This is a genomic window from Pseudomonas sp. BF-R-30 (assembly GCF_019956175.1).
In the GTDB taxonomy this organism is placed as follows: Bacteria; Pseudomonadota; Gammaproteobacteria; order Pseudomonadales; family Pseudomonadaceae; genus Aquipseudomonas; species Aquipseudomonas jessenii.
Window position 1 is genome coordinate 22,887 of record NZ_JAHBDE010000044.1, and the last position, 20,309, is coordinate 43,195.

Sequence of the window (20,309 nt, forward strand, 5' to 3'; positions counted from 1 at the left end):
TACATGCAATGGGTTCGACTGCGTCGAACGGCGCTACGCGCCAATCCCCGGATGAACACCTCCGCTCAGCCTGCCGAGGGGGCGGGTGGATCAAGATCAAGAGCTGCAGGCGAGCTAACGCTCGGCCTGATGAGTGGTGAGAAGCGATGCGGTGATGCGGGATGCTCTGCTTTTTGCTCTTCTGTGGGAGCGAGCTTGCTCGCGATGGCGGCCTGCCAGTCGCTTGAATCCTATCTGGTTGCACAAAATTTTCAGAACCCCCATCTACGGCTTTGGCTTTGGCTTTGGCTTTGGCTTTGGCTTTGGCTTTGGCTTTGGCTTTGGCTTTGGCTTTGGCTTTGGCTTTGGCTTTGGCTTTGGCTTTGGCTTTGGCTTTGGCTTTGGCTTTGGCTTTGGCTTTTGATCTTGATCTGGCTTTTGATCTTTCGCCCCTTCGGCAGGCCGAGCGTAGGTGTTCATCAGGGGGGTAGGCGCGTAGCGCCGTTCGACGAAGTCGAACACATCGAGAGGAGGTCGTCGCGAAGCAGACCGTAGGCGATGCCCCCTGATGGACACCGTAGCGAGGGAACACCGAGCCTTGGCGAGGTGCCGTACGCCGGGGCGAAGCCTTTTGGTTCCTTTTTGGCGTTTGAAAAAGGGACTCGCTGTAAGAGCGAAACCGCCAGCAGCCGTTACCGCAGAAATGGATATGTACGCCGATTGGAAAAGCAGCCATTACCGCTGCAACGGATATGTACACTGAACACCGAACACCGAACACTACCACCCACCACCGAAACCGCAATCACCCCACCTGATACCCAACCATTCAGAACCCCACCCCCATCCCCCCGGTTAACAAAACATAACGTGGCGTCGATTGTCAGACATTAAAAAACACCGATAGGATAGGCCAGCTTCCGAAGGGGCTCTGGATTGCGGGTTTCAGGACTATGCTCTGAAACAGCCGGTCCGGACACGCACCCTTGCGGCGCCCAGTAAGGTTGAACGACCTAACAATAATAATGGGAGAAGGTCTATGAGTGAGCCTGTCATGGGTGTGGGTATCTGCCGCCCGCCGGCATTACGCAAATTCGCGTTGCTGGCCACAGCGCTCTCGGTGTTGGGCTCTGCCATGCTGTCGGCGCCTGCGCTGGCCGCGGCCGCGCCGGCATCCGACGTTGTTTATTCCATTGAATCCGCCAAGGCTGCCAAAAGCCTGATGCTCGATGTCGTCCACGCCGGCAAGCGCCTGGTGGCGGTCGGGGATCGTGGGCACATCCTGTATTCCGATGACCAGGGCGCAACCTGGACCCAGGCCAAGGTCCCGACCCGGGCCCTGCTGACGTCGGTGTTCTTCGTCGATGACATGCACGGCTGGGCCGTCGGCCATGACGCGCAGATCCTCGCGAGCGAGGACGGCGGCGCGACCTGGACCAAGCAATTCGAAGATCTGAAACGCGAATCGCCGCTGCTCGATGTCTGGTTCAAGGACGTCGACAGCGGCTTTGCCGTGGGCGCCTACGGCTCGCTGATGGAAACCACCGACGGTGGCAAGCATTGGGAAGACGCCAGCGACCGCCTGGACAACGAAGACCAGTACCACCTGAACGCGATCGCCGCGGTCAAGGACGCCGGGCTGTTCATCGTCGGTGAGCAGGGCAGCATGTTCCGCTCCGCGGACTGGGGCCAGACCTGGGAGAAACTCGAAGGCCCGTACGAAGGCTCGCTGTTCGGCGTGATCGGTACGGCGCAGTCCAATACGTTGCTGGCCTACGGCCTGCGCGGCAATCTTTACCGTTCCACGGATTTCGGCACCACCTGGGACCAGGTCGAGCTCAAGGCTGAACGTGGCGACCTGGAGTTCGGGCTGTCCGGCGGTACGCTGCTCGACGATGGTTCCATCGTGATCGTCGGCAACGGCGGTTCGGTCATTCGCAGCAGTGACAATGGCGAAACCTTCAAGGTGGTCAACCGCCCGGACCGTATTTCCGTCTCGGCAGTGACTGCGGCAGGCAATGGCAATCTGGTTCTGGCCGGGCAGGGCGGCGTTCGCGTCACTTCGCCAAGCGGCACCGAGTCGGGCAAATGAGCCGGGTTAATAATAAGAAGGCGGAGCTATGACTTCCTTGAGTACTCATCACCAGGACAAGGCGACGTTCCTCGAGCGCCTGATCTTCAACAACCGCCCGGCAGTGATCACGATCTGTCTGCTGGTCAGTATTTTTCTGTTCTGGCAGGCGACGCTGATCCGTCCGTCCACCAGCTTCGAAAAAATGATCCCGCTGGAGCACCCCTTCATCCAGAAGATGATGGAGCACCGCAACGATCTGGCGAACCTGGGCAACACCGTACGGATCTCGGTGGAAGCCACCGATGGCGACATCTTCTCCAAGGAGTACATGGAGACCCTGCGTCAGATCAACGACGAAGTGTTCTACATCTCCGGTGTCGACCGTTCCGGCCTCAAGTCGCTGTGGAGCCCCAGCGTTCGCTGGACCGAAGTGACTGAAGAGGGCTTCGCCGGCGGTGAAGTGATTCCGCAAAGCTACAACGGCTCCCAGGCCAGCCTCGATCTGTTGCGCAACAACGTGCTCAAGTCGGGTCAGGTCGGGCGGTTGGTGTCCAACGATTTCAAATCGAGCATCGTCGACATTCCGTTGCTGGAGTCCTACCCGGACCCGCAGGACCAGGGCAAGCTGCTGGCGCTGGACTATCGCCAGTTCTCCCACGAGCTTGAGGACAAGATCCGCACCAAGTTCGAAGCACAGAACCCGAACGTGAAGATCCACATCGTCGGTTTCGCCAAGAAAGTCGGTGACCTCATCGATGGCCTGGTGATGGTGGTGATGTTCTTCGGCGTTGCCTTCGTCATCACCCTGATCCTCTTGCTGTGGTTCACCAACTGCCTGCGCAGTACGGTCGCCGTGTTGAGCACGACGCTGGTGGCAGTGGTCTGGCAACTGGGCTTGATGCACTTCTTCGGCTTCGGGCTCGATCCCTATTCGATGTTGGTACCGTTCCTGATCTTCGCCATCGGTATTTCCCACGGCGTGCAGAAGATCAACGGGATCGCCCTGCAATCGAGTGAGGCGGACAACGCCCTGACGGCGGCGCGTCGCACCTTCCGTCAATTGTTCCTGCCGGGGATGATCGCGATCCTCGCCGATGCCGTAGGTTTCATCACGCTGCTGATCATCGATATCGGTGTGATCCGTGAGCTGGCCATCGGCGCATCCATCGGTGTGGCGGTGATCGTGTTCACCAACCTGATCCTGTTGCCAGTGGCGATTTCCTATGTCGGCATCAGCAAGCGTGCCGTCGACCGCAGCAAAAAGGACGCGACTCGCGAGCATCCGTTCTGGCGCCTGTTGTCGAACTTTGCCAGCGCGAAAGTGGCCCCGGTTTCCATTCTGCTGGCACTGATCGCCTTTGGCGGCGGCCTTTGGTACAGCCAGAACCTGAAAATCGGCGACCTCGACCAGGGTGCGCCGGAGCTGCGTCCGGACTCGCGCTACAACAAGGACAACAACTTCATCATCAACAACTACTCCACCAGCTCCGACGTGTTGGTGGTGATGGTCAAGACCAAGTCCGAAGGCTGTTCGCGCTACGAAGCCATGGCGCCGATCGACGAGCTGATGTGGAAGATGCAGAACACTGAGGGCGTGCAGTCGGCGATTTCCCTGGTGACCGTGTCCAAGCAAATGATCAAGGGCATGAACGAGGGCAACCTGAAATGGGAAACCCTGTCGCGTAACCCTGATGTGCTGAACAACTCCATTGCCCGCGCTGACGGCCTGTACAACAACAGCTGTTCCGTGGCGCCGGTGCTGGTGTTCCTCAACGATCACAAGGCCGAGACCCTGGATCGCGCGGTACATGCGGTGCAGGAGTTCGCCAAGGAAAACAACAAGGAAGGCCTGGAGTTCATCCTCGCTGCCGGTAACGCCGGGATCGAGGCGGCCACCAACGAGGTGATCAAGAAGTCCGAACTGACCATCCTGGTCCTGGTGTACATCTGCGTCGCGGTCATGTGCATGATCACCTTCCGTTCGTGGGCGGCGACCTTGTGCATCGTGTTGCCGCTGGTGCTGACCTCGGTACTCGGGAATGCCCTGATGGCCTTCATGGGGATCGGCGTGAAAGTGGCGACCCTGCCGGTCGTGGCGCTCGGGGTGGGGATTGGCGTGGACTACGGCATCTACATCTACAGCCGCCTGGAAAGCTTCCTGCGTGCCGGCCTGCCGCTGCAAGAGGCGTACTACCAGACACTGAAGTCCACCGGTAAGGCGGTGCTGTTCACCGGTCTGTGCCTGGCCATCGGCGTGTGCACCTGGATCTTCTCGGCCATCAAGTTCCAGGCCGACATGGGCCTGATGCTGACCTTCATGTTGCTGTGGAACATGTTCGGTGCGCTGTGGCTGTTGCCGGCACTGGCGCGGTTCCTGATCAAGCCGGAGAAACTGGCGGGGCAGAAGGGCAATTCGTTGTTCGCCCACTGATCGACAGCTGAAACAAAAAAGCCGCAACCTTGGGTTGCGGCTTTTTTATGCCCGATGGTTTCGCCCTGGAACCTGTGGGAGCGAGCTTGCTCGCGATTGCGGAGTGTCAGCCGCATTGATATCGAACATTCGGCGGCCATCGCGAGCAAGCTCGCTCCCACAGGGTTCTTCGGTGATCAGGCGGGATCGCTGCCGAGCACCACATTCAGCGCGCTGCGGGCATCGTCCAGCTGCACCAACGTCGCATGCCGCGCGCCGAGGGCGTCGCGGTTTTCGATGGCGGTCAGGATTGCCTTGTGCCGGGGCAACGCCAGTTCATGCAGGTTCGGCCGCTGGTTCGAATGCTTCAAGGCTTCGGCGATGGCCACCGAGAGCATGTTGCACAGGTTGGCCAACAGGTCGTTGTGCGTGGCATCGGCGATGCGACTGTGGAAGTCCAGGTCCGGCTGCAACAGAGCCTCCGGCGTCGGTGCGGCTTCCATGCGTTGGTAGGCCTCACCGATGGAGGCGATATCCGCCTCCGTGGCGAATTGCGCGGCGAGGGCGGCAGCGGCCGGTTCGATGATGCTGCGCACGCTGGTCAGCAGGTCGAAAAACTGATTCTGCGGACTGCTCTGCATCAACCAGTGCAGCACGTCCGGATCGAGCATGTGCCAGTCCTTGCGCGGCTTGACCACGGTGCCGACCCGCGGGCGGGAATACACCAGGCCCTTGGCGACCAGTACCCGGGTGGCTTCACGCAGCACCGGCCGGCTGACCGCATATTCTTCGCACAACAGCGCTTCGGCGGGCAGTTTGTCGTCGGGCAGGAAACGTCCCGAGACGATCTGCATGCCCAGTTCCTGGACGATGCGCGAGTGCATGCTTTTGCGGTCGGAGGGTTTGCGGTAATCCATGGGAAACGGCACGGTCCTGTGCGAAGAGGTGTCGCGCATGATAGCAGGCGCGGCGAGTCGACTGTAGGAGCGAGCTCGCTCGCGATGGACGTCAACGATAACGTGGGGAACCTGACACCCCGCGGCGGTCTCGGGTCCATCGCGAGCGAGCTCGCTCCTACAAGGGGGGGGTCAGTGGGAGTGACGCGGCACCTCGGCCCCACGGCAACCGACCAGGAAGTCGAAGTCGCAACCCTGGTCCGCTTGCAGCACGTGGTCGATGTACAACTGACGATACCCACCGACGATCAGGTTCTGTGGCGGTTGCAGATCGGCCATGCGCGCGGCCAACTCGGTGTCCGCAATATCCAGGTGCAAACGGCCGCTGGCACAATCGAGTTCGATCCAGTCGCCTTCCTTCACTGCGGCCAGCGGACCGCCGGCAGCGGCCTCCGGGGCGACGTGCAGCACAACCGTGCCGTACGCCGTGCCACTCATGCGTGCATCGGAAATACGCACCATGTCCGTCACACCCTGGGCCAGCAGCTTGGCCGGCAGGCCCATGTTGCCCACTTCGGCCATGCCCGGATAACCCTTCGGCCCGCAGTTCTTCATCACCAGGATCGAGTTGGCATCCACGTCCAGTTCCGGGTCGTTGATCCGTGCCTTGTACATGTCGAAGTTCTCGAACACCACCGCACGGCCGCGATGCTGCATCAGTTCGGGCGTGGCGGCGGACGGCTTGAGCACGGCGCCCAGCGGTGCCAGGTTGCCGCGCAATACACAGATGCCGCCATCGGCGCGGATCGGGTTGTCGAGGGTGCGGATCACTTCGTCCTCGCCATAGATCGGCGCGTCCCTGGTGTTCTCGCCGATGGACTTGCCGTTGACAGTCAAGGCGTTCGGGTTCGGGATCAGGTTGGCTTCGCCGAGGCGACGCAGCACCGCCGGCAAGCCACCGGCGTAATAGAACTCTTCCATCAGGAAGCGCCCGGACGGTTGCAGGTCGACAATGGTCGGCATGCCGCGACCGATACGTGTCCAGTCATCCAGGTCCAGCTCGACGCCGATGCGCCCGGCGATGGCTTTCAGGTGGATCACTGCATTGGTCGAACCTCCGATGGCGGCATTGACGCGGATGGCGTTTTCGAAGGCTTCCTTGGTGAGGATCTTCGACAGCTTCAAGTCTTCGCGCACCATCTCCACGGCACGCATGCCGGACATGTGCGCCAGCACATAACGGCGTGCGTCCACGGCCGGAATCGCCGCGTTGTGGGGCAGGGAGGTGCCGAGCGCTTCGGCCATGCAGGCCATGGTCGAGGCGGTGCCCATGGTGTTGCAGGTACCGGCCGAGCGGGACATGCCGCCCTCGGCCGCGAGGAAATCGTCGATGCTGATGGTGCCGGCCTTGACCTGTTCGCTGAGCTGCCAGACCACGGTGCCGGAGCCAATGTCCTTGCCCTTGTGCTTGCCGTTGAGCATCGGCCCGCCGGTGACGACGATGGCCGGCACGTCGCAACTGGCGGCGCCCATCAGCAGGGCCGGGGTGGTTTTGTCGCAACCGGTCAGCAGCACTACGCCATCGATCGGGTTGCCACGAATGGCTTCTTCCACGTCCATGCTCGCCAGGTTGCGGGTGAGCATGGCGGTAGGGCGCAGGTTCGATTCGCCGTTGGAGAACACCGGAAATTCCACCGGGAAGCCCCCGGCCTCGATCACACCGCGTTTGACGTGCTCGGCGATCTGGCGGAAGTGCGCGTTGCACGGGGTCAGTTCCGACCAGGTGTTGCAGATGCCGATGATCGGCTTGCCATGGAACTGGTGGTCGGCGATGCCCTGATTCTTCATCCAGCTGCGGTACATGAAGCCGTTCTTGTCGGCGGTGCCAAACCATTGGGCGGAGCGCAGGGTGGGTTTCTTATCAGACATGATCTGTTCTCTTATTGTATGACTATATTGTTCGAGCTGAGGCGTAACATAAGCGCAAATTGTGAGCTTTGGAAGTGTTGTTGAGTAAATAGTATTACTATATAGTCCGCTCAAACGGAGGGATGGCCCTGGCGAACATTTCGCGAGAGGCGTCCCCCGAGGTTCTATAACAACAACAATCGGAGACCGTTCTCATGAGCCAGGAACTGCGGCTTATCCGCCGCATCACACTGAAACTGATTCCCTTCCTGATCCTGCTGTACCTGATCGCCTATGTGGACCGCTCCGCGGTCGGCTTCGCCAAATTGCACATGGGCGCAGACATCGGCCTGGGCGATGCCGCCTACGGTCTTGGCGCCGGGTTGTTCTTCATCGGCTACTTCCTGCTGGAAATCCCCAGCAACCTGATGCTCGACCGCTTCGGCGCACGGCGCTGGTTCGCGCGGATCATGGTCACCTGGGGCGCCATCACCATCGGCATGGCCTTCGTCCAGGGGCCGAACAGCTTCTATGTGATGCGCTTTTTGCTCGGCGCCGCCGAAGCCGGGTTCTTCCCGGGCGTTCTGTACTACATCACCCAATGGTTCCCGGTGCGCCATCGCGGCAAGATCCTCGGGCTGTTCATCCTGTCGCAACCCATCGCAATGATGATCACCGGCCCGGTGTCCGGTGGCTTGCTGGGCATGGACGGCGTGTTGGGGCTGCACGGCTGGCAGTGGCTGTTCATCGTCATTGGCGCCCCGGCGATCCTGCTGACCTGGCCGGTGCTGCGTTACCTGCCGGACGGCCCGCAGCAAGTGAAGTGGATGGACCAGGCGGAAAAGGACTGGCTGAGCGGCGAGCTGAAAAAGGATCTGGATGCCTACGGCCAGACCCGTCACGGCAACCCGTTGCACGCCCTCAAGGACAAGCGCGTCCTGCTGCTGGCGCTGTTCTACCTGCCGGTGACCCTGAGCATCTATGGCCTGGGTTTGTGGCTGCCGACCCTGATCAAACAATTCGGCGGCAGCGACCTGGTGACCGGATTCGTCTCGGCGGTGCCGTACATCTTTGGCATCGTCGGTCTGCTGATCATCCCGCGCAGTTCCGACCGCTTGAACGACCGCTACGGCCACCTCGCCATGCTGTACGTGCTGGGTGCGATTGGCCTGTTCCTCAGCGCCTGGCTGTCGGTGCCTGTGCTGCAACTGGCGGCGTTGTGCCTGGTGGCGTTCGCACTGTTCTCCTGCACGGCGGTGTTCTGGACCTTGCCGGGCCGCTTCTTCGCCGGTGCCAGTGCGGCGGCGGGGATTGCCTTGATCAACTCGGTGGGCAACCTCGGTGGCTACCTCGGTCCGTTTGTGATCGGCGCGTTGAAGGAATACACCGGCAACCTGGCTTCGGGCCTGTACTTCCTGTCCGGAGTGATGGTGTTCGGGCTGATTCTGACTGGCGTGGTGTATCGCCTGCTGGAGCGCAAGCACGTCCTGCCAGCCGATCAATTTGCAGCAAGTGCACGTGGGGCTTCCCGTACCTGATTTTGAGGGTTCACACCGACCAAATGTGGGAGCGGGCTTGCTCGCGAAAGCGCAGTGTCAGTCACCGATGATGTCGGGTATGACGACTTCTTCGCGAGCAAGCCCGCTCCCACATGGGTTCTGCGGTGTTCTGACGTATTGTTTACAGGAGAAAATTCATGCGTTTGGTTCAGTTCGAATTGAGTAACGGCGAACGTCGTGTCGGCGTGGTCGAGGCGGGCCTGGTCCGAGAAGTACAGGACGCGCGCACCGTTCGCGATCTGGCATTGGCGGCGATCGAGGCGGGCGCAAGCCTTGAGCAACAGGTACAGAGCCTGGGGTTGGGGATCAGCCATGACTACGCCCAATTGCTGATGCAACGGCGCATCCTGCCGCCCTTGGACCATGTGGACCCGGCGCACATGCTGGTCAGCGGCACGGGCCTGACCCACCTGGGCAGCGCCTCGGCCCGGGACAAGATGCACCAGCAAAGTGGCGACGAAACCGCGATGACCGACACCATGCGCATCTTCAAATGGGGCGTGGAGGGCGGTAAGCCGGCGGCGGATGAAGCCGGTGTGCAGCCAGAGTGGTTCTACAAAGGCGATGGCGGCATCGTCGTCAGGCCGGGCCAGCCGTTTCCCTTGCCGCCGTTTGCCGAAGATGCCGGCGAAGAGCCGGAGATCGCTGGCCTGTACGTGATTGGTCAGGACGGCAAGCCGTATCGCCTGGGTTTTGCCGTGGGCAACGAGTTCTCCGACCACGTCATGGAGCGCAAGAACTACCTGTACCTGGCCCACTCGAAACTGCGCAGCTGCAGCTATGGCCCGGAACTGCGGGTTGGCGAACTGCCGCAGCATCTGGCGGGGACCAGCCGCATCCTGCGTGACGGCGAAGTGCTGTGGCAGAACGAGTTTCTCAGCGGCGAGGCGAACATGTGCCACAGCCTCGCCAACCTCGAATTCCATCATTTCAAGTACAGCCAGTTCCTGCGCCCGGGGGACGTGCACATTCACTTCTTCGGCACGGCGACCCTGTCCTTTGCCGATGGCATTCGCACCCAGCCGGGTGATGTGTTCGAGATCACCCAGGCTGAATTCGGCGCGCCATTGATCAACGGCATCGCACCCGTCGCAGCGTCTTTCGAACCCGGCAGCGTCGGTACACTTTGAGGAATTACCCATGATCCGGATTCTTGGTCACAACTACATCGGCGGTCAGCGTAGCGCCGCCGGCAGCATCAAGTTGCAGAGTGTCGATGCGACGACGGGGGAGGCCTTGCCCCACGATTTTTCCCAGGCGACAGTGCAGGAAGTCGATGCGGCGGCCGGCGCGGCGGCGGCCGCGTATCCGGTCTATCGCAGCCTGAGCGCGGAGCGGCGGGCGCAGTTTCTCGAGGCCATTGCCGATGAACTGGATGCCCTCGGTGATGATTTTGTCGCTGTGGTCTGCCGCGAAACGGCGTTGCCCGCAGGGCGGATTCAAGGCGAGCGTGGACGCACCAGCGGGCAGATGCGCCTGTTTGCCAAAGTCTTGCGGCGCGGTGATTTCTACGGCGCGCGAATCGACCGGGCATTGCCGGAGCGTCAACCGTTGCCGCGTCCGGACCTGCGTCAATACCGCATCGGCCTGGGACCTGTGGCGGTGTTCGGTGCCAGCAATTTTCCGCTGGCGTTCTCTACCGGCGGCGGCGATACCGCCTCGGCGCTGGCCGCCGGGTGCCCGGTGGTGTTCAAGGCCCACAGCGGTCACATGGCCACGGCTGAATGGGTGGCTGACGCGATCATTCGTGCTGCCGAGAAAACCGGGATGCCGGCCGGCGTGTTCAACATGATCTACGGCGGTGGCGTCGGCGAGGCGCTGGTCAAGCATCCGGCAATTCAGGCCGTGGGCTTCACCGGTTCGCTCAAGGGCGGTCGGGCCTTGTGCGACATGGCAGCGGCCCGCGCACAACCGATTCCGGTGTTTGCCGAGATGTCGAGCATCAACCCGGTGATCGTCTTGCCCGAGGCGTTGCAGGCGCGGGCCGACACGGTCGCCCGGGATCTAACGGCGTCGGTGGTTCAGGGCTGCGGCCAGTTCTGCACCAATCCGGGCCTGGTGATCGGCATTCGCTCAGCGCCGTTCAGTGCCTTTGTGCAGCAAGTGGCCGGGTTGATGGGCGATCAGCCGGCGCAAACCATGCTCAATGCCGGAACCCTGAGCAGCTACGGTCAGGGCTTGCAAAAACTGCTCGCGCATCCGGGGATTGAGCACCTGGCCGGCAATCCGCAACAGGGCAATCAGGCACAGCCGCAGCTGTTCAAGGCCAATGTCAGCCTGCTGCTCGATGGCGATGAAGTGCTGCAGGAGGAAGTGTTCGGTCCGACCACGGTGGTGGTTGAAGTGGCCGATCATGCGCAACTGATGGCCGCCCTGAATGGCCTGCACGGCCAGTTGACCGCCACCGTCATCGGCGAGCCGGAAGACTTTGAACAGTTCGCCGGGCTGACGGCGTTGCTGGAGCAGAAGGTCGGACGCATCCTGCTCAATGGCTATCCGACGGGCGTGGAAGTCTGCGATTCGATGGTCCACGGCGGGCCTTACCCGGCAACGTCCGATGCGCGCGGTACCTCGGTGGGCACACTGGCCATCGATCGTTTCCTGCGTCCGGTGTGCTTCCAGAACTACCCGGACAGCTTGCTGCCGGATGCGCTGAAGAACGGTAATCCGCTGCGCATCCAGCGACTGGTGGATGGGCAGTCGTCCCGCGAGGCACTCTAGCGGCTGACCACAACCCCTGTGGGAGCGGGCTTGCTCGCGAATGCAGTTAATCATTCAACATCTCTGTTGGCTGACACTGCGCTTTCGCGAGCAAGCCCGCTCCCACAGGTTTGTGTGAAACTTTGGTCGGGTGCATGAGCTATCATTGGCGCTTTCCCATTCAAAGATTGATTGCCATGACTTCCCCAACCGACACCTTGCTCAATGCCCTCGAACGCTGCGGAATGGTGGAGATCGACGGGCTGCATGCCTTCGAATTCGCCCTCGACGAGTTCGATAACCTGCACATTGAATGCATGGATGGCCGTGTGGCCAAACACTGGGAGTTCACGCCGGCGCAGGTACAGGCCGCGACCTTCGACTCTACGCTGCAAAGCTGGTTGATCACCGGTGACTCGGGTGAACACCGTTTGGTGTGCCTGGGCGATGTCGTCAGCGGTGACAACGAAGAAGACGACCAAGACGATGCGTAACCTCTGGCCACTGTTGATGGCCGGCAGCATCGGCGCCATGGGCGTTCAGGTCGCATCCGCCGAGGACTATCAACTGCTGGTGGGCTCCTACACCGCCGGTCAAAGCCAGGGCATCTACCGCCTGGCGTTCGACAGCCGCACCGGGCAGATCGATGCCAGCCCCCTGCAAGTGATCAAGAGCGCGAACCCGTCGTGGTTGACCCTGTCGAAGGATCAGCGACAGCTGTTCGTGGTCAACGAAAACGGCCCTGGCCAGACCGATCCGGTAGGGCGCGTCAGCAGTTTCGCGATTGATCCCAAGACCCACGCGCTGAGCCTGATTAGCCAGGTGCAAAGCCTGGGCAACGAGCCGACCCATTCCAGCCTCAGCATCGATGGCAGCCATTTGTTTGTCAGCAATTACTCGGTGGCCGAAGACCCGGGCGGCACCCTGGCGGTATTGCCGGCGGCGGCCGATGGCAAGCTCAAACCGGTGGTGCAGATGAGCAGCCACCCGGCGAGCCGGGTCAATCCCGAGCGCCAGGCCTCGGCCCATGTGCATTCGACGATCCCGTCGCCGGACGGCAGATACGTGTTCTCCAACGACCTGGGTGCCGACAAGGTGTTCGCCTACCGCTTCGATCCCAAGGCCAACCCGGAACTGCCTTTGACCCCGGCAACCCCTGCATTCGTACAGCTGCCGCCCGGTAGCGGACCCCGACATCTGCTGTTCAGCGCCGACGGCAAACACGCCTGGCTGACCATGGAAATGAGCGCGCAAGTGGCGGTTTTCGATTACCACGACGGCCAACTCGAACAGACGCAGATGGTCGATCTGGCTGCCGGGCAACCGGTATCGGACAAGGCTGCGGCGGCGTTGCATGCCTCGGCTGACGGCAAGTTCCTCTACGTCAGCAACCGTGGCACGGCCAATCAACTGCTGGTGTTTGCCATCGATCCGGCGACCGGCCATCTCAGTGAGCTGCAACGGCGGGCGGTGGAGGGCGATCATCCGCGGGAATTCAGCCTCGATCCGAGCGGCAAATTCCTGTTGATCGCCAACCAGAAGAGCAACCAGATTGTCGTCGTCGAACGCGACGCCAGGACCGGTCTGCTGGGCAAGACCGTGCAAAAACTGCCGATGGATGCCCCGAGCGACCTCAGGTTTCTGCTGCGTCAATAAGCCGCAGGCCCCGGTTGATGGGGCCTGCCTGCTTTTATCAATGACGCTGATATCTGGTACTGCTACAAAGCATTTCAAGGCACGAACCCTCGAGGGTTAAGTTTGCTTCACGGCCCCACCGGGCAAGCAAGCCAACCGAATCCGAGGAATACCGCCATGAACTTCAACATCTTCTCTGTCATCGCCGCTTCCGCCATTTCCGCCACCGTTGCGCTGCCAGCCAGTGCCAACGTTGAAATCAGCGACAAAAAAGCCCACACCCAGAGCTACACCCCGAAGTACCTGCAACAGAGCGCCAACTTCTACGCCGCGCTGGATCACAAAACCCAAGCCTGAACGTCAGCCCTGCCTTTATGCAGGAGCGAAGTCACTGATGATCGAAGAGCCTGATGTTGAAAAACAGGTGTTGAAAACGATCAGAGTGATGTCGCTCCTGCATAACGCATTTGCGACAGCATCACTTTGCTATCAATGTTGCGCTTGATATCACATTGCCATGCGTTTAAATTGACGCTGATTTTTTGACTCCTCCTCACGGCAAGGATCGATAGCATGGTGACGCGTCTGGCATTGGTTCTACTTTTTCTCTATTCCACCCCCATTCTGTCGGCAGCCGACCCTGTTCCGGTTGAGCCGGATGCTGCGCGCGAGCGCTTGATGAGTTTTATTGAAGAGTGAAATAGTCTGGCTTAATGATCAATGAAGTTGATGGTCACTATGGATAACCCTGAGTGGTTAACCCGGCTTTTTTGATCGATTCTGAGGGCATTGAAACATGCCTGCGGAGAACATCATGGCCAGCGCAATTCTCACTTCTGCCAAACACGGCGCCTATGTGGCGATCGGTCTTTACCTTGCCATGGTGCTGGTGGTCAGCCTTTCAGCCCAGTCGCAATCCAGCTTTGAAGCACCGATCCAGGTCGCTCATCCCGGCATCCAGTTTGAACACCGTGCGCAGAATGCCAGCGTTGATCAGGCTGAACTCGCAGGAGTCGTCGGCGCATGAAAGGGCACAGACTCTGGGTCATCGCTTTCCTGGCGTTCATGACCAATGGATCCTCCCTGTTGGGGATCGGACAGGGCTCGGCAGGCTCGGTGGCACGGGCCATCGAAGCCAACCACAACATTGCCCGCAACATCGAAAACGCCAATGCCCAGGGCATGCTGGCTGGCAATCCACCGATCAGGAGTGAAGGTGTGGTTTTCGGCCCGTTCCAGGTCGATTGCTCGGCCATCGGGATGTGTCAGGTTCTGGCCTGAGTCTTCGACGCACCACGGACCTTTGTAGGAGCCAGCTTGCTGGCGATGGTGTGTCAGGCACCACAGCGTCAACTGACACACCTTCGCCAGCAAGCTGGCTCCTACAGGGGGTGGTTATTTCTTCATGATTGATGTGAACAGGTCCGACTCCAAAAGCCGCTGTAGCCATGCCTGCAAGCGCAGGTAAGGGGTCTGCCCGAACCAATCGCGATCGACATGGGCGAATTGCCGTACGAAGGGCATCAACGCCACATCCGCCAGGCTCGGATGGTCCGCCAGCAAATAGTCGCGGCCTTCCAGCAACTGATCCAGCCTGCGCAGGAACACCTCACCCTCGCTGCGATAAACCTCCATCGGCTGCTCGGGATAACGTTCCGCGTACTTGTAGCGATTCAAGTGCACCTTGAACACCTGATCGTTCTGTTCAATCAAAGGGGCGATTTGCTCCGCTGCGACAGGATCATTCTTGAGCAACCAGTCCTGCGGATCGTTCTGAGCCAGGGCCCAGCGCATGATGTCGAGGCTTTCGTCGATCACCCGGCCATCGGCGTTCAGTACCGGCACCGTGCCTTTGCCCGACAGTGCGAGCATCTCGGCGGGCTTGGCCTTCAGGCTGACTTCGACGATGTCCACGGCCACTCCCGAATAACGCAGGGCCATGCGTGCGCGCATGGCGTACGGGCAGCGGCGGAAGGAATACAGCGTGTTCATTTCACCTCCAGGGTACTCAGGCCGTTGCCCTGGCGCTGGACCTGAATCTGCACCGGAATACGTTCATGCATTTCCTGTACGTGGGAAATCACCGCGACCTTGCGGCCCTGGGCCTGCAAGCCGTCGAGGGCATCCATGGCCAGTTGCAGGGATTCGGGATCGAGGCTGCCGAAGCCTTCGTCGATGAACAGCGACTCGATTTTCAGCGTGCTCGACGCCATTGACGCCAAACCGAGGGCCAGCGCCAGCGACACCAGGAAGGTCTCGCCACCGGACAGTGAGTGCACCGAGCGCAGTTCGTCGCCCATTTCCGTGTCCATCACCAGCAACCCGAGCATGCTGCCGCCGCGCTTGAGGCGATAGCGGCGCACCAGTTGGCGCAATTGCACGTTGGCGTGATGCACCAGCAGGTCGAGGTTGTAGGCCTGGGCGATCTTGCGGAAGGTGTCGCCGGTGGCGGAGCCGATCAACGCATTCAGGCGTGCCCAGCGTTGATACTCGTTGTAGGCGTCGGCAATCTGCTGCGCCAGGGCCTGATTGGCGTTCTGCCGGCGCTGGTCCTCGGCCTGCTCGGCGCGCAGTTCGGCGCAGTGTTGCTCGCTGGCGGCGGCCAGGTTTTGCAGGTCGATCAGCGCACTGGCCAATTGCTCGACATCAAGGTTGCCGTTCTGTTGTGCCTGATGATTGAGCAGGTGTTTGTTGCGCTCCTGTACCAGGACGTTGGCCTGTTCGATGGCTTTTTCGCTGTGCTGCAAGCGCTGGCGCAGTTCGCTGACCTGGGTGTCGTCGACGCTCAACAGGTTTTCGAGGCCGCCGTCATCCAGCTCGGGATGACGGGCACGCCAGTCGCCGATCTTGCCAGCGAGCTCACGTTCTTCGCCTTCCAGTGCATGCAAGCGTTCCCGCTGGGCCTTGAGCTCGGCGGCGATTTGCACTGACTGCGTGACGACGCTTTGCAACGTCTGCGCAGTGCTGGCTTCGGCGCTGCGCGCCTGTTCCACGGTCTGTTCCAGTTGCTGCTGCCAATGCTCGGCGCTGCTGTGTTCGCCGAGTAATTGCCCGAGTGTGTGCTGGCTCGCCTGTTGCTGCTCGGCCAGCCCGGTGAATTGCTGTTCGGCGGCCTGCAATTGCTGCACGCGGCTTTGCTGGCGATCCTGTTCCTTCTCCAGGTGTTGCTGGCGCTGTTGCTGCTCGGCCAATTCTTCCTTTTGCTGTTCGAGTTGCGCCAGGCGTTCGGCGATCTGCCGGTCGAGCTGCATGAAGGTCGCGGCCGGTTCGACGCGCAGCGCTTGCAGGGTTTCGGCCGGCAGCAGGTTGGCGAATGCCTTGAGTTCTTCGTCCAGACGCTGGCGGTCGTTGTTCAATTCGCGCTGTTGATTGCTCAGGTGCTGGGCCGCTTGCTGGTGCGCGGTTTCGGCATGGCGCAGTTGCTGGGTCAGGCGTGCGGCATCCTGTTGCAGGGTGAGCAGCGCGCTCTGCCGTTGCTCGTCCTGGCTGATGCTTTGGTTGAGCTGACTGTTTTGCTGAACGAGCCAGGCATCGCGTTTGGCGGCATCCTGATTCAGCAGTTGGGCCGCCAGCGGGTGCGCTTCCAGGCTCGGAGCGAGGGCTTGCTGCTGGGTCGCCAGTTGCTCCTGCTGTTGCAGCAGTTCCTTTTGCTGGGCGATCAGCCCGCCGACTTCGGCACGCAGGTCAGTGAGTTTTTCCTTGAGCAGGTCGACGGCCTTTTGCGCGTTGGCCTGTTCGCTTTCATCAAAACGACCGAGGCTTTGCAGCAGGGCTTCGGGCTGATGATAGGGATGCTCGTTGCTGCCGCAGACCGGACATGGCTGATCGTCCTGCAACTGCGCGCGCAGCTCTTCGACACTGGCACTGCGCGCCAGACGCTGACGCTCCAGCAGTTCGCGAGTGACGTTGAGGGTCTGTTCGGCAACGCTCAGATCAGCCTTGGCCTTGACCCCGTCCTGGGTCAGGCGTTCACGTTCCTGCTGCGCGGTGAGCTGGCGCTGTTGCAGCTCGGCGCTGCGTTTGTCCAGGTCCTGCTGGCTGGCCCACAGGCGCGCAAGGTCTTCGACGGCGCGCAGTTGCTTGCGGTTGTCCTGCAACAGGCTACCCAGGATGCCGATCTGTTCGGCGACGGCATCCGGTTCGGCACCGGCCTCCTTGAACAGCACCTCCAGTTGCTGCTTCTGCGCGGTGAGCGCCTGGTCGGTGCTCGCGGCGTTTTGTTCGAGGCTGGCCAGTTCGGCCTGGCCCTGATTCAGTCGATTGCCGATCAGCATCAACTGTTGCAGCCGGTCGCGATAGGCATTCCAGGCATCGCTCAGCGGTGCCAGATGCGTGCTTTGCTCAAGCCCCGTGGCGATGCGCTGCAAGTCCCCGGCACCTCGGGCTTGCTGATCGAGCAAGGTCTGAATCGTGCCCTGGCCCTGGGTGCAGGCCTGTTGCGCCTGTTGCCTGGCTTCGGCGCTGAGGGCGGTGTCCTTGGCCAGGCGGGCGAGGGTGCTTTGGGCTTCGAAGGCCTGCCGCAGCAACGGCGCGCTGTCGGCTTGTCGCTGTTGGGTTTCGCTCAAGGCGATCCGGGCGCTGCCGAGCTGTTGCTCAAGCAGCGTCTGGCGCTCACCGAGTTCGCCATGTTGCTGCGTCTGCAAGGCAATTTGCGCCGCCAAGGGTGTCAGCAGCGCGTCGACCTCGGCTTTACGGGCGAACTGGTGCCGTTGCGGGGCCAGCTGTTCGAGACGGGTGAGCCTCAAACGCTCGCTGGCCAAGGCCTCCCAGTGGGTCTGCGCTGATTGCAGTTGTTCGCTGGCGGCCAGATGCTCGTCCTGCAATCGACGCAGGTCCTTGAGCCAGGTGTCCTGCAGTTCAAGCAGTTTGAGCTGCGCCTGTTGGGTCTTGAGTTGTTGCTGCGCCTGGTTGAAGCGTTCATCCAGTCCGGCGCGAGCTTCGGGTGACAGCGGCGTTACCCCGCTGGCCTGATCCTGCAGCAGCTTGTGCGCCTCGCGGGCCTCCTTGGTCTTGTCGAAGGCCCGACGACCGAGGCGAGTGTAGAGCGCGGTGTCGGTGAGTTTTTCCAGCAGTTCGCTGCGGTCGTTGTCGTCGGCCTTGAGGAACGCGCTGAACTCGCTTTGCGCCAACATCACCGCGCGGGTGAACTGTTCGAAATTCAGCCCCAGCGCGGCTTCGAGCTGAGTCTTGTATTCGCCTTTCTGGCTGGCGAGCAATTGATCCTGATCGATGTCTCGCAAGCTCTGGCGGCTGGCCTGCAGCTTGCCAGCGGCCTTGTCCCGGGCGCGATTGGCCTCCCAGCGGGCGCGGTAGCGGCGGCCGTCGACGCCGACGAAATCCACTTCCGCATAGCCTTCACCCGTGCCGCGACGTAGCAGGGTGCGTGGGTCGCCGGTAGCGATTTCGCCGTCGGCGTCCGGCACCTTGGCGTCGCGCCCGGTGTTGTTCAGGCGCGGTACGGCGCCAAACAGCGCCAGGCACAGGGCATCAAGCAAGGTGCTTTTACCAGCGCCGGTGGGGCCGGTGATGGCGAATAGTCCGGCACTGGCCAAGGGTTCGGCGGTGAAGTCGATTTCAAATGGCCCGGCCAGGGAGGCGAGGTTTTTCAGGCGGATCGCGAGGATTTTCATGGTTGTTCGCTCTCCATCTGCACGTCCTGCAACAGCTCGGCAAAGTCCTTGAGGGTCTGCTCGTCGACCTCGCTGCCGTAGTTGTCCTGCCAGGCGCGGCTGAACAGTTCCTGAGGCGTGAGTTGGTCCAGTTCGATCAGCGTGCTGCCTTCGTCGGCACCGTCACGGCCGCCGTTGCCGGCGTACTCGGCGGCGATGCGCACCAGGCGCACGGCCTTGCCTTGCAGGGCGGTTTCCACTTGATTGCGCAGGTCGGGCTGCGGTTCATCGAGGCGCACCCGCACCTCCAGCCATGGTTGGCGCTGGATGTCGGCCAACAGGTCGATGTTCGGCAGGTCCGCCAGTTGCACCAGGATCTCGCTCAATGGCGCCGGGCCGATGCGTTGCAGGTTGACCGCGCGGGGGATCAGTTTCGGCTCGACGCTGACCAGGGTTTCGCCATCGAGTTTGATGTCGAGGATCTGGTGCTGATAGCTGATCTCTGAGAACGACAACGGAATCGGCGAGCCGCTGTAGCGGATGCGCTCCTCGCCGTTGACCTTCTGCGGCTTGTGCAAGTGGCCGAGGGCAACGTAACTGATGCTCGGTCCGAACAGGCTGGCGGGCAGGGCTTCGGCATTGCCGATGATCAGGCTGCGCTCGGAGTCTTCCGACACCGAACCGCCCGCCATGTGTGCGTGGCTGATGGCGATCAGCGCCTGGCCTTTCTTGCGCTTTGCGTTCGCCGCCTCGATCAGCCATTCATGGACCTGGCCAATGCCACGCAGGTAGTTGTCGCCCAGATGCGCGCCGGTGACTTCGGCAGGGCGCAGGAACGGCAGCGCCAGGCACCAGGCGACGGTTTTGCCCTTGGCATCCGGTAGCGGCAACAGCAAACGCTCGGCATCCAGTTGCCCGTCATCCAGCCACAACACACGACCGAGCGCGTGAGTGCGCAAGCGGCGCATCAACGGCGCGGGCAGTTCGATCCGCGAGCCGGAATCGTGGTTGCCGGCAATCATCACGATGGTCAGCAACGGCTGCTGTTCGTGGGCGCTGACGATGAAGTCGTAGAGACGCTCCTGGGCTTTGACCGGCGGATTGACCGTGTCGAAGATATCGCCGGCGATCAACAGCACATCCGGCTGGTCGAGCTTCAATTGACGCAACAGCCACTCGAGAAAACAGCCGTGTTCGAAATCGCGATCCTGGCCGTGCAGGTTCTGCCCGAGGTGCCAGTCGGAGGTGTGAAACAAGCGCAAGGCGAACTCCGCTACAAAATAGGTAATGGCCGCGTGAAAAATGAAGGCGGCGAAAGGGGGAAGAGTTTACTGGTAAACCGGTCGGGTGTGGTTGCACACCAAACTTCTTATGGCAGGGAGTTCTGTGGCGAGGACGGCTGCCTGTGGCGAGGGGGCTTGCCCCCGTTGGGCTGCGGAGCGGCCCCAGGTTTTTCCTGGTACACCGAGCCGCCCGGATTTACGGCCGCTTCGCGCCCGAACGGGGGCAAGCCCCCTCGCCACAAATGCATCTTTGTCG

17 protein-coding genes are annotated in these 20,309 nt (G+C 61.4%); 12 read left to right on the forward strand and 5 right to left on the reverse strand.

The window, feature by feature from the left end; all coding sequences use genetic code 11:
* Positions 1–154: 154 nt before the first annotated feature.
* The 3 genes from KGB20_RS20740 (at position 155) to KGB20_RS20750 (ending at position 4,484) form a co-directional block, all read left to right on the forward strand.
* Complete coding sequence (locus KGB20_RS20740; RefSeq protein WP_223532959.1) at positions 155–403, forward strand: hypothetical protein; 249 nt, start codon at positions 155–157, stop codon at positions 401–403.
* A gap of 615 nt (positions 404–1,018) precedes the next feature.
* On the forward strand, positions 1,019–2,071 hold the full coding sequence (locus tag KGB20_RS20745; protein ID WP_154860107.1) for a WD40/YVTN/BNR-like repeat-containing protein: 1,053 nt from the start codon (positions 1,019–1,021) through the stop codon (positions 2,069–2,071).
* A gap of 28 nt (positions 2,072–2,099) precedes the next feature.
* Complete coding sequence (locus KGB20_RS20750; protein WP_102671985.1) at positions 2,100–4,484, forward strand: efflux RND transporter permease subunit; 2,385 nt, start codon at positions 2,100–2,102, stop codon at positions 4,482–4,484.
* 176 nt (positions 4,485–4,660) lie between these two features.
* Here KGB20_RS20750 and KGB20_RS20755 read toward each other — a convergent pair whose 3' ends face one another.
* Both KGB20_RS20755 and KGB20_RS20760 read right to left on the reverse strand, forming a co-directional pair.
* Positions 4,661–5,380 carry a FadR/GntR family transcriptional regulator gene (locus KGB20_RS20755; protein ID WP_032829613.1) on the reverse strand — a complete coding sequence of 240 codons (720 nt, stop codon included), beginning with the start codon at positions 5,378–5,380 and terminating at the stop codon, positions 4,661–4,663.
* A 171-nt stretch (positions 5,381–5,551) separates the two neighbouring features.
* The gene (locus KGB20_RS20760; protein ID WP_057715018.1) at positions 5,552–7,288 is read right to left on the reverse strand and encodes an IlvD/Edd family dehydratase; all 1,737 of its coding nucleotides are present in this window, start codon (positions 7,286–7,288) and stop codon (positions 5,552–5,554) included.
* 194 nt (positions 7,289–7,482) lie between these two features.
* Between KGB20_RS20760 and KGB20_RS20765 the strand changes: the two genes are divergently transcribed.
* The 9 genes from KGB20_RS20765 (at position 7,483) to KGB20_RS20800 (ending at position 14,442) form a co-directional block, all read left to right on the forward strand.
* Positions 7,483–8,805 carry an MFS transporter gene (locus KGB20_RS20765; protein WP_154908940.1) on the forward strand — a complete coding sequence of 441 codons (1,323 nt, stop codon included), beginning with the start codon at positions 7,483–7,485 and terminating at the stop codon, positions 8,803–8,805.
* Between the two features lie 158 nt (positions 8,806–8,963).
* Positions 8,964–9,956 carry an AraD1 family protein gene (gene araD1 / locus KGB20_RS20770; RefSeq protein ID WP_154908941.1) on the forward strand — a complete coding sequence of 331 codons (993 nt, stop codon included), beginning with the start codon at positions 8,964–8,966 and terminating at the stop codon, positions 9,954–9,956.
* Positions 9,957–9,966: 10 nt separating this feature from the next.
* Positions 9,967–11,547 (forward strand): aldehyde dehydrogenase (NADP(+)), encoded by a 1,581-nt coding sequence (locus KGB20_RS20775; protein WP_154908942.1) that lies wholly within the window; start codon positions 9,967–9,969, stop codon positions 11,545–11,547.
* A 134-nt stretch (positions 11,548–11,681) separates the two neighbouring features.
* The gene (locus KGB20_RS20780; protein ID WP_150813852.1) at positions 11,682–12,020 is read left to right on the forward strand and encodes a DUF5629 family protein; all 339 of its coding nucleotides are present in this window, start codon (positions 11,682–11,684) and stop codon (positions 12,018–12,020) included.
* Positions 12,013–13,182 carry a lactonase family protein gene (locus KGB20_RS20785; protein WP_154908943.1) on the forward strand — a complete coding sequence of 390 codons (1,170 nt, stop codon included), beginning with the start codon at positions 12,013–12,015 and terminating at the stop codon, positions 13,180–13,182. Before KGB20_RS20780 ends, KGB20_RS20785 begins: the two co-directional genes overlap by 8 nt.
* Positions 13,183–13,338: 156 nt before the next feature.
* Positions 13,339–13,518 carry a hypothetical protein gene (locus KGB20_RS20790; protein ID WP_057715012.1) on the forward strand — a complete coding sequence of 60 codons (180 nt, stop codon included), beginning with the start codon at positions 13,339–13,341 and terminating at the stop codon, positions 13,516–13,518.
* 216 nt (positions 13,519–13,734) lie between these two features.
* Positions 13,735–13,860: a hypothetical protein gene (locus KGB20_RS29045; protein WP_263286633.1), complete on the forward strand. Its 126-nt coding sequence runs from the start codon at positions 13,735–13,737 to the stop codon at positions 13,858–13,860.
* 115 nt (positions 13,861–13,975) lie between these two features.
* A complete protein-coding gene (locus KGB20_RS20795) occupies positions 13,976–14,188 on the forward strand; it encodes a hypothetical protein (RefSeq protein ID WP_150813850.1) in 213 nt (70 codons plus the stop codon).
* Entirely contained in the window at positions 14,185–14,442 is a 258-nt protein-coding gene (locus KGB20_RS20800; protein WP_057715011.1) for a hypothetical protein, read from the forward strand. The genes KGB20_RS20795 and KGB20_RS20800 overlap by 4 nt, the downstream gene beginning before the upstream one ends.
* A gap of 114 nt (positions 14,443–14,556) precedes the next feature.
* On the opposite strand, the gene KGB20_RS20805 is transcribed toward KGB20_RS20800, so the two are convergent.
* The 3 genes from KGB20_RS20805 to KGB20_RS20815 are packed head-to-tail and all read right to left on the reverse strand — an operon-like array spanning position 14,557 to position 20,032.
* On the reverse strand, positions 14,557–15,153 hold the full coding sequence (locus KGB20_RS20805) for a glutathione S-transferase (RefSeq protein ID WP_154908944.1): 597 nt from the start codon (positions 15,151–15,153) through the stop codon (positions 14,557–14,559).
* Positions 15,150–18,791, reverse strand: coding sequence for an AAA family ATPase (locus KGB20_RS20810; protein ID WP_154908945.1), 3,642 nt, complete (start codon positions 18,789–18,791; stop codon positions 15,150–15,152). Before KGB20_RS20810 ends, KGB20_RS20805 begins: the two co-directional genes overlap by 4 nt.
* Positions 18,788–20,032, reverse strand: a complete 1,245-nt coding sequence (locus tag KGB20_RS20815; protein ID WP_057715008.1) for an exonuclease SbcCD subunit D C-terminal domain-containing protein — start codon at positions 20,030–20,032, stop codon at positions 18,788–18,790. Before KGB20_RS20815 ends, KGB20_RS20810 begins: the two co-directional genes overlap by 4 nt.
* Positions 20,033–20,309: the final 277 nt, after the last annotated feature.

Coding starts and splice junctions, on each gene's coding strand:
- KGB20_RS20810 (WP_154908945.1), bottom strand. CDS start 18,791: ATGAAAATCCTCGCGATCCGCCTGAAAAACCTCGCCTCCCTGGCCGGG.
- KGB20_RS20785 (WP_154908943.1), top strand. CDS start 12,013: ATGCGTAACCTCTGGCCACTGTTGATGGCCGGCAGCATCGGCGCCATG.
- KGB20_RS20750 (WP_102671985.1), top strand. CDS start 2,100: ATGACTTCCTTGAGTACTCATCACCAGGACAAGGCGACGTTCCTCGAG.
- KGB20_RS20760 (WP_057715018.1), bottom strand. CDS start 7,288: ATGTCTGATAAGAAACCCACCCTGCGCTCCGCCCAATGGTTTGGCACC.
- KGB20_RS20755 (WP_032829613.1), bottom strand. CDS start 5,380: ATGGATTACCGCAAACCCTCCGACCGCAAAAGCATGCACTCGCGCATC.
- KGB20_RS20795 (WP_150813850.1), top strand. CDS start 13,976: ATGGCCAGCGCAATTCTCACTTCTGCCAAACACGGCGCCTATGTGGCG.
- araD1 (WP_154908941.1), top strand. CDS start 8,964: ATGCGTTTGGTTCAGTTCGAATTGAGTAACGGCGAACGTCGTGTCGGC.
- KGB20_RS20800 (WP_057715011.1), top strand. CDS start 14,185: ATGAAAGGGCACAGACTCTGGGTCATCGCTTTCCTGGCGTTCATGACC.
- KGB20_RS20790 (WP_057715012.1), top strand. CDS start 13,339: ATGAACTTCAACATCTTCTCTGTCATCGCCGCTTCCGCCATTTCCGCC.
- KGB20_RS20805 (WP_154908944.1), bottom strand. CDS start 15,153: ATGAACACGCTGTATTCCTTCCGCCGCTGCCCGTACGCCATGCGCGCA.
- KGB20_RS20745 (WP_154860107.1), top strand. CDS start 1,019: ATGAGTGAGCCTGTCATGGGTGTGGGTATCTGCCGCCCGCCGGCATTA.
- KGB20_RS20775 (WP_154908942.1), top strand. CDS start 9,967: ATGATCCGGATTCTTGGTCACAACTACATCGGCGGTCAGCGTAGCGCC.
- KGB20_RS20780 (WP_150813852.1), top strand. CDS start 11,682: ATGAGCTATCATTGGCGCTTTCCCATTCAAAGATTGATTGCCATGACT.
- KGB20_RS20765 (WP_154908940.1), top strand. CDS start 7,483: ATGAGCCAGGAACTGCGGCTTATCCGCCGCATCACACTGAAACTGATT.
- KGB20_RS20740 (WP_223532959.1), top strand. CDS start 155: ATGCGGGATGCTCTGCTTTTTGCTCTTCTGTGGGAGCGAGCTTGCTCG.
- KGB20_RS29045 (WP_263286633.1), top strand. CDS start 13,735: ATGGTGACGCGTCTGGCATTGGTTCTACTTTTTCTCTATTCCACCCCC.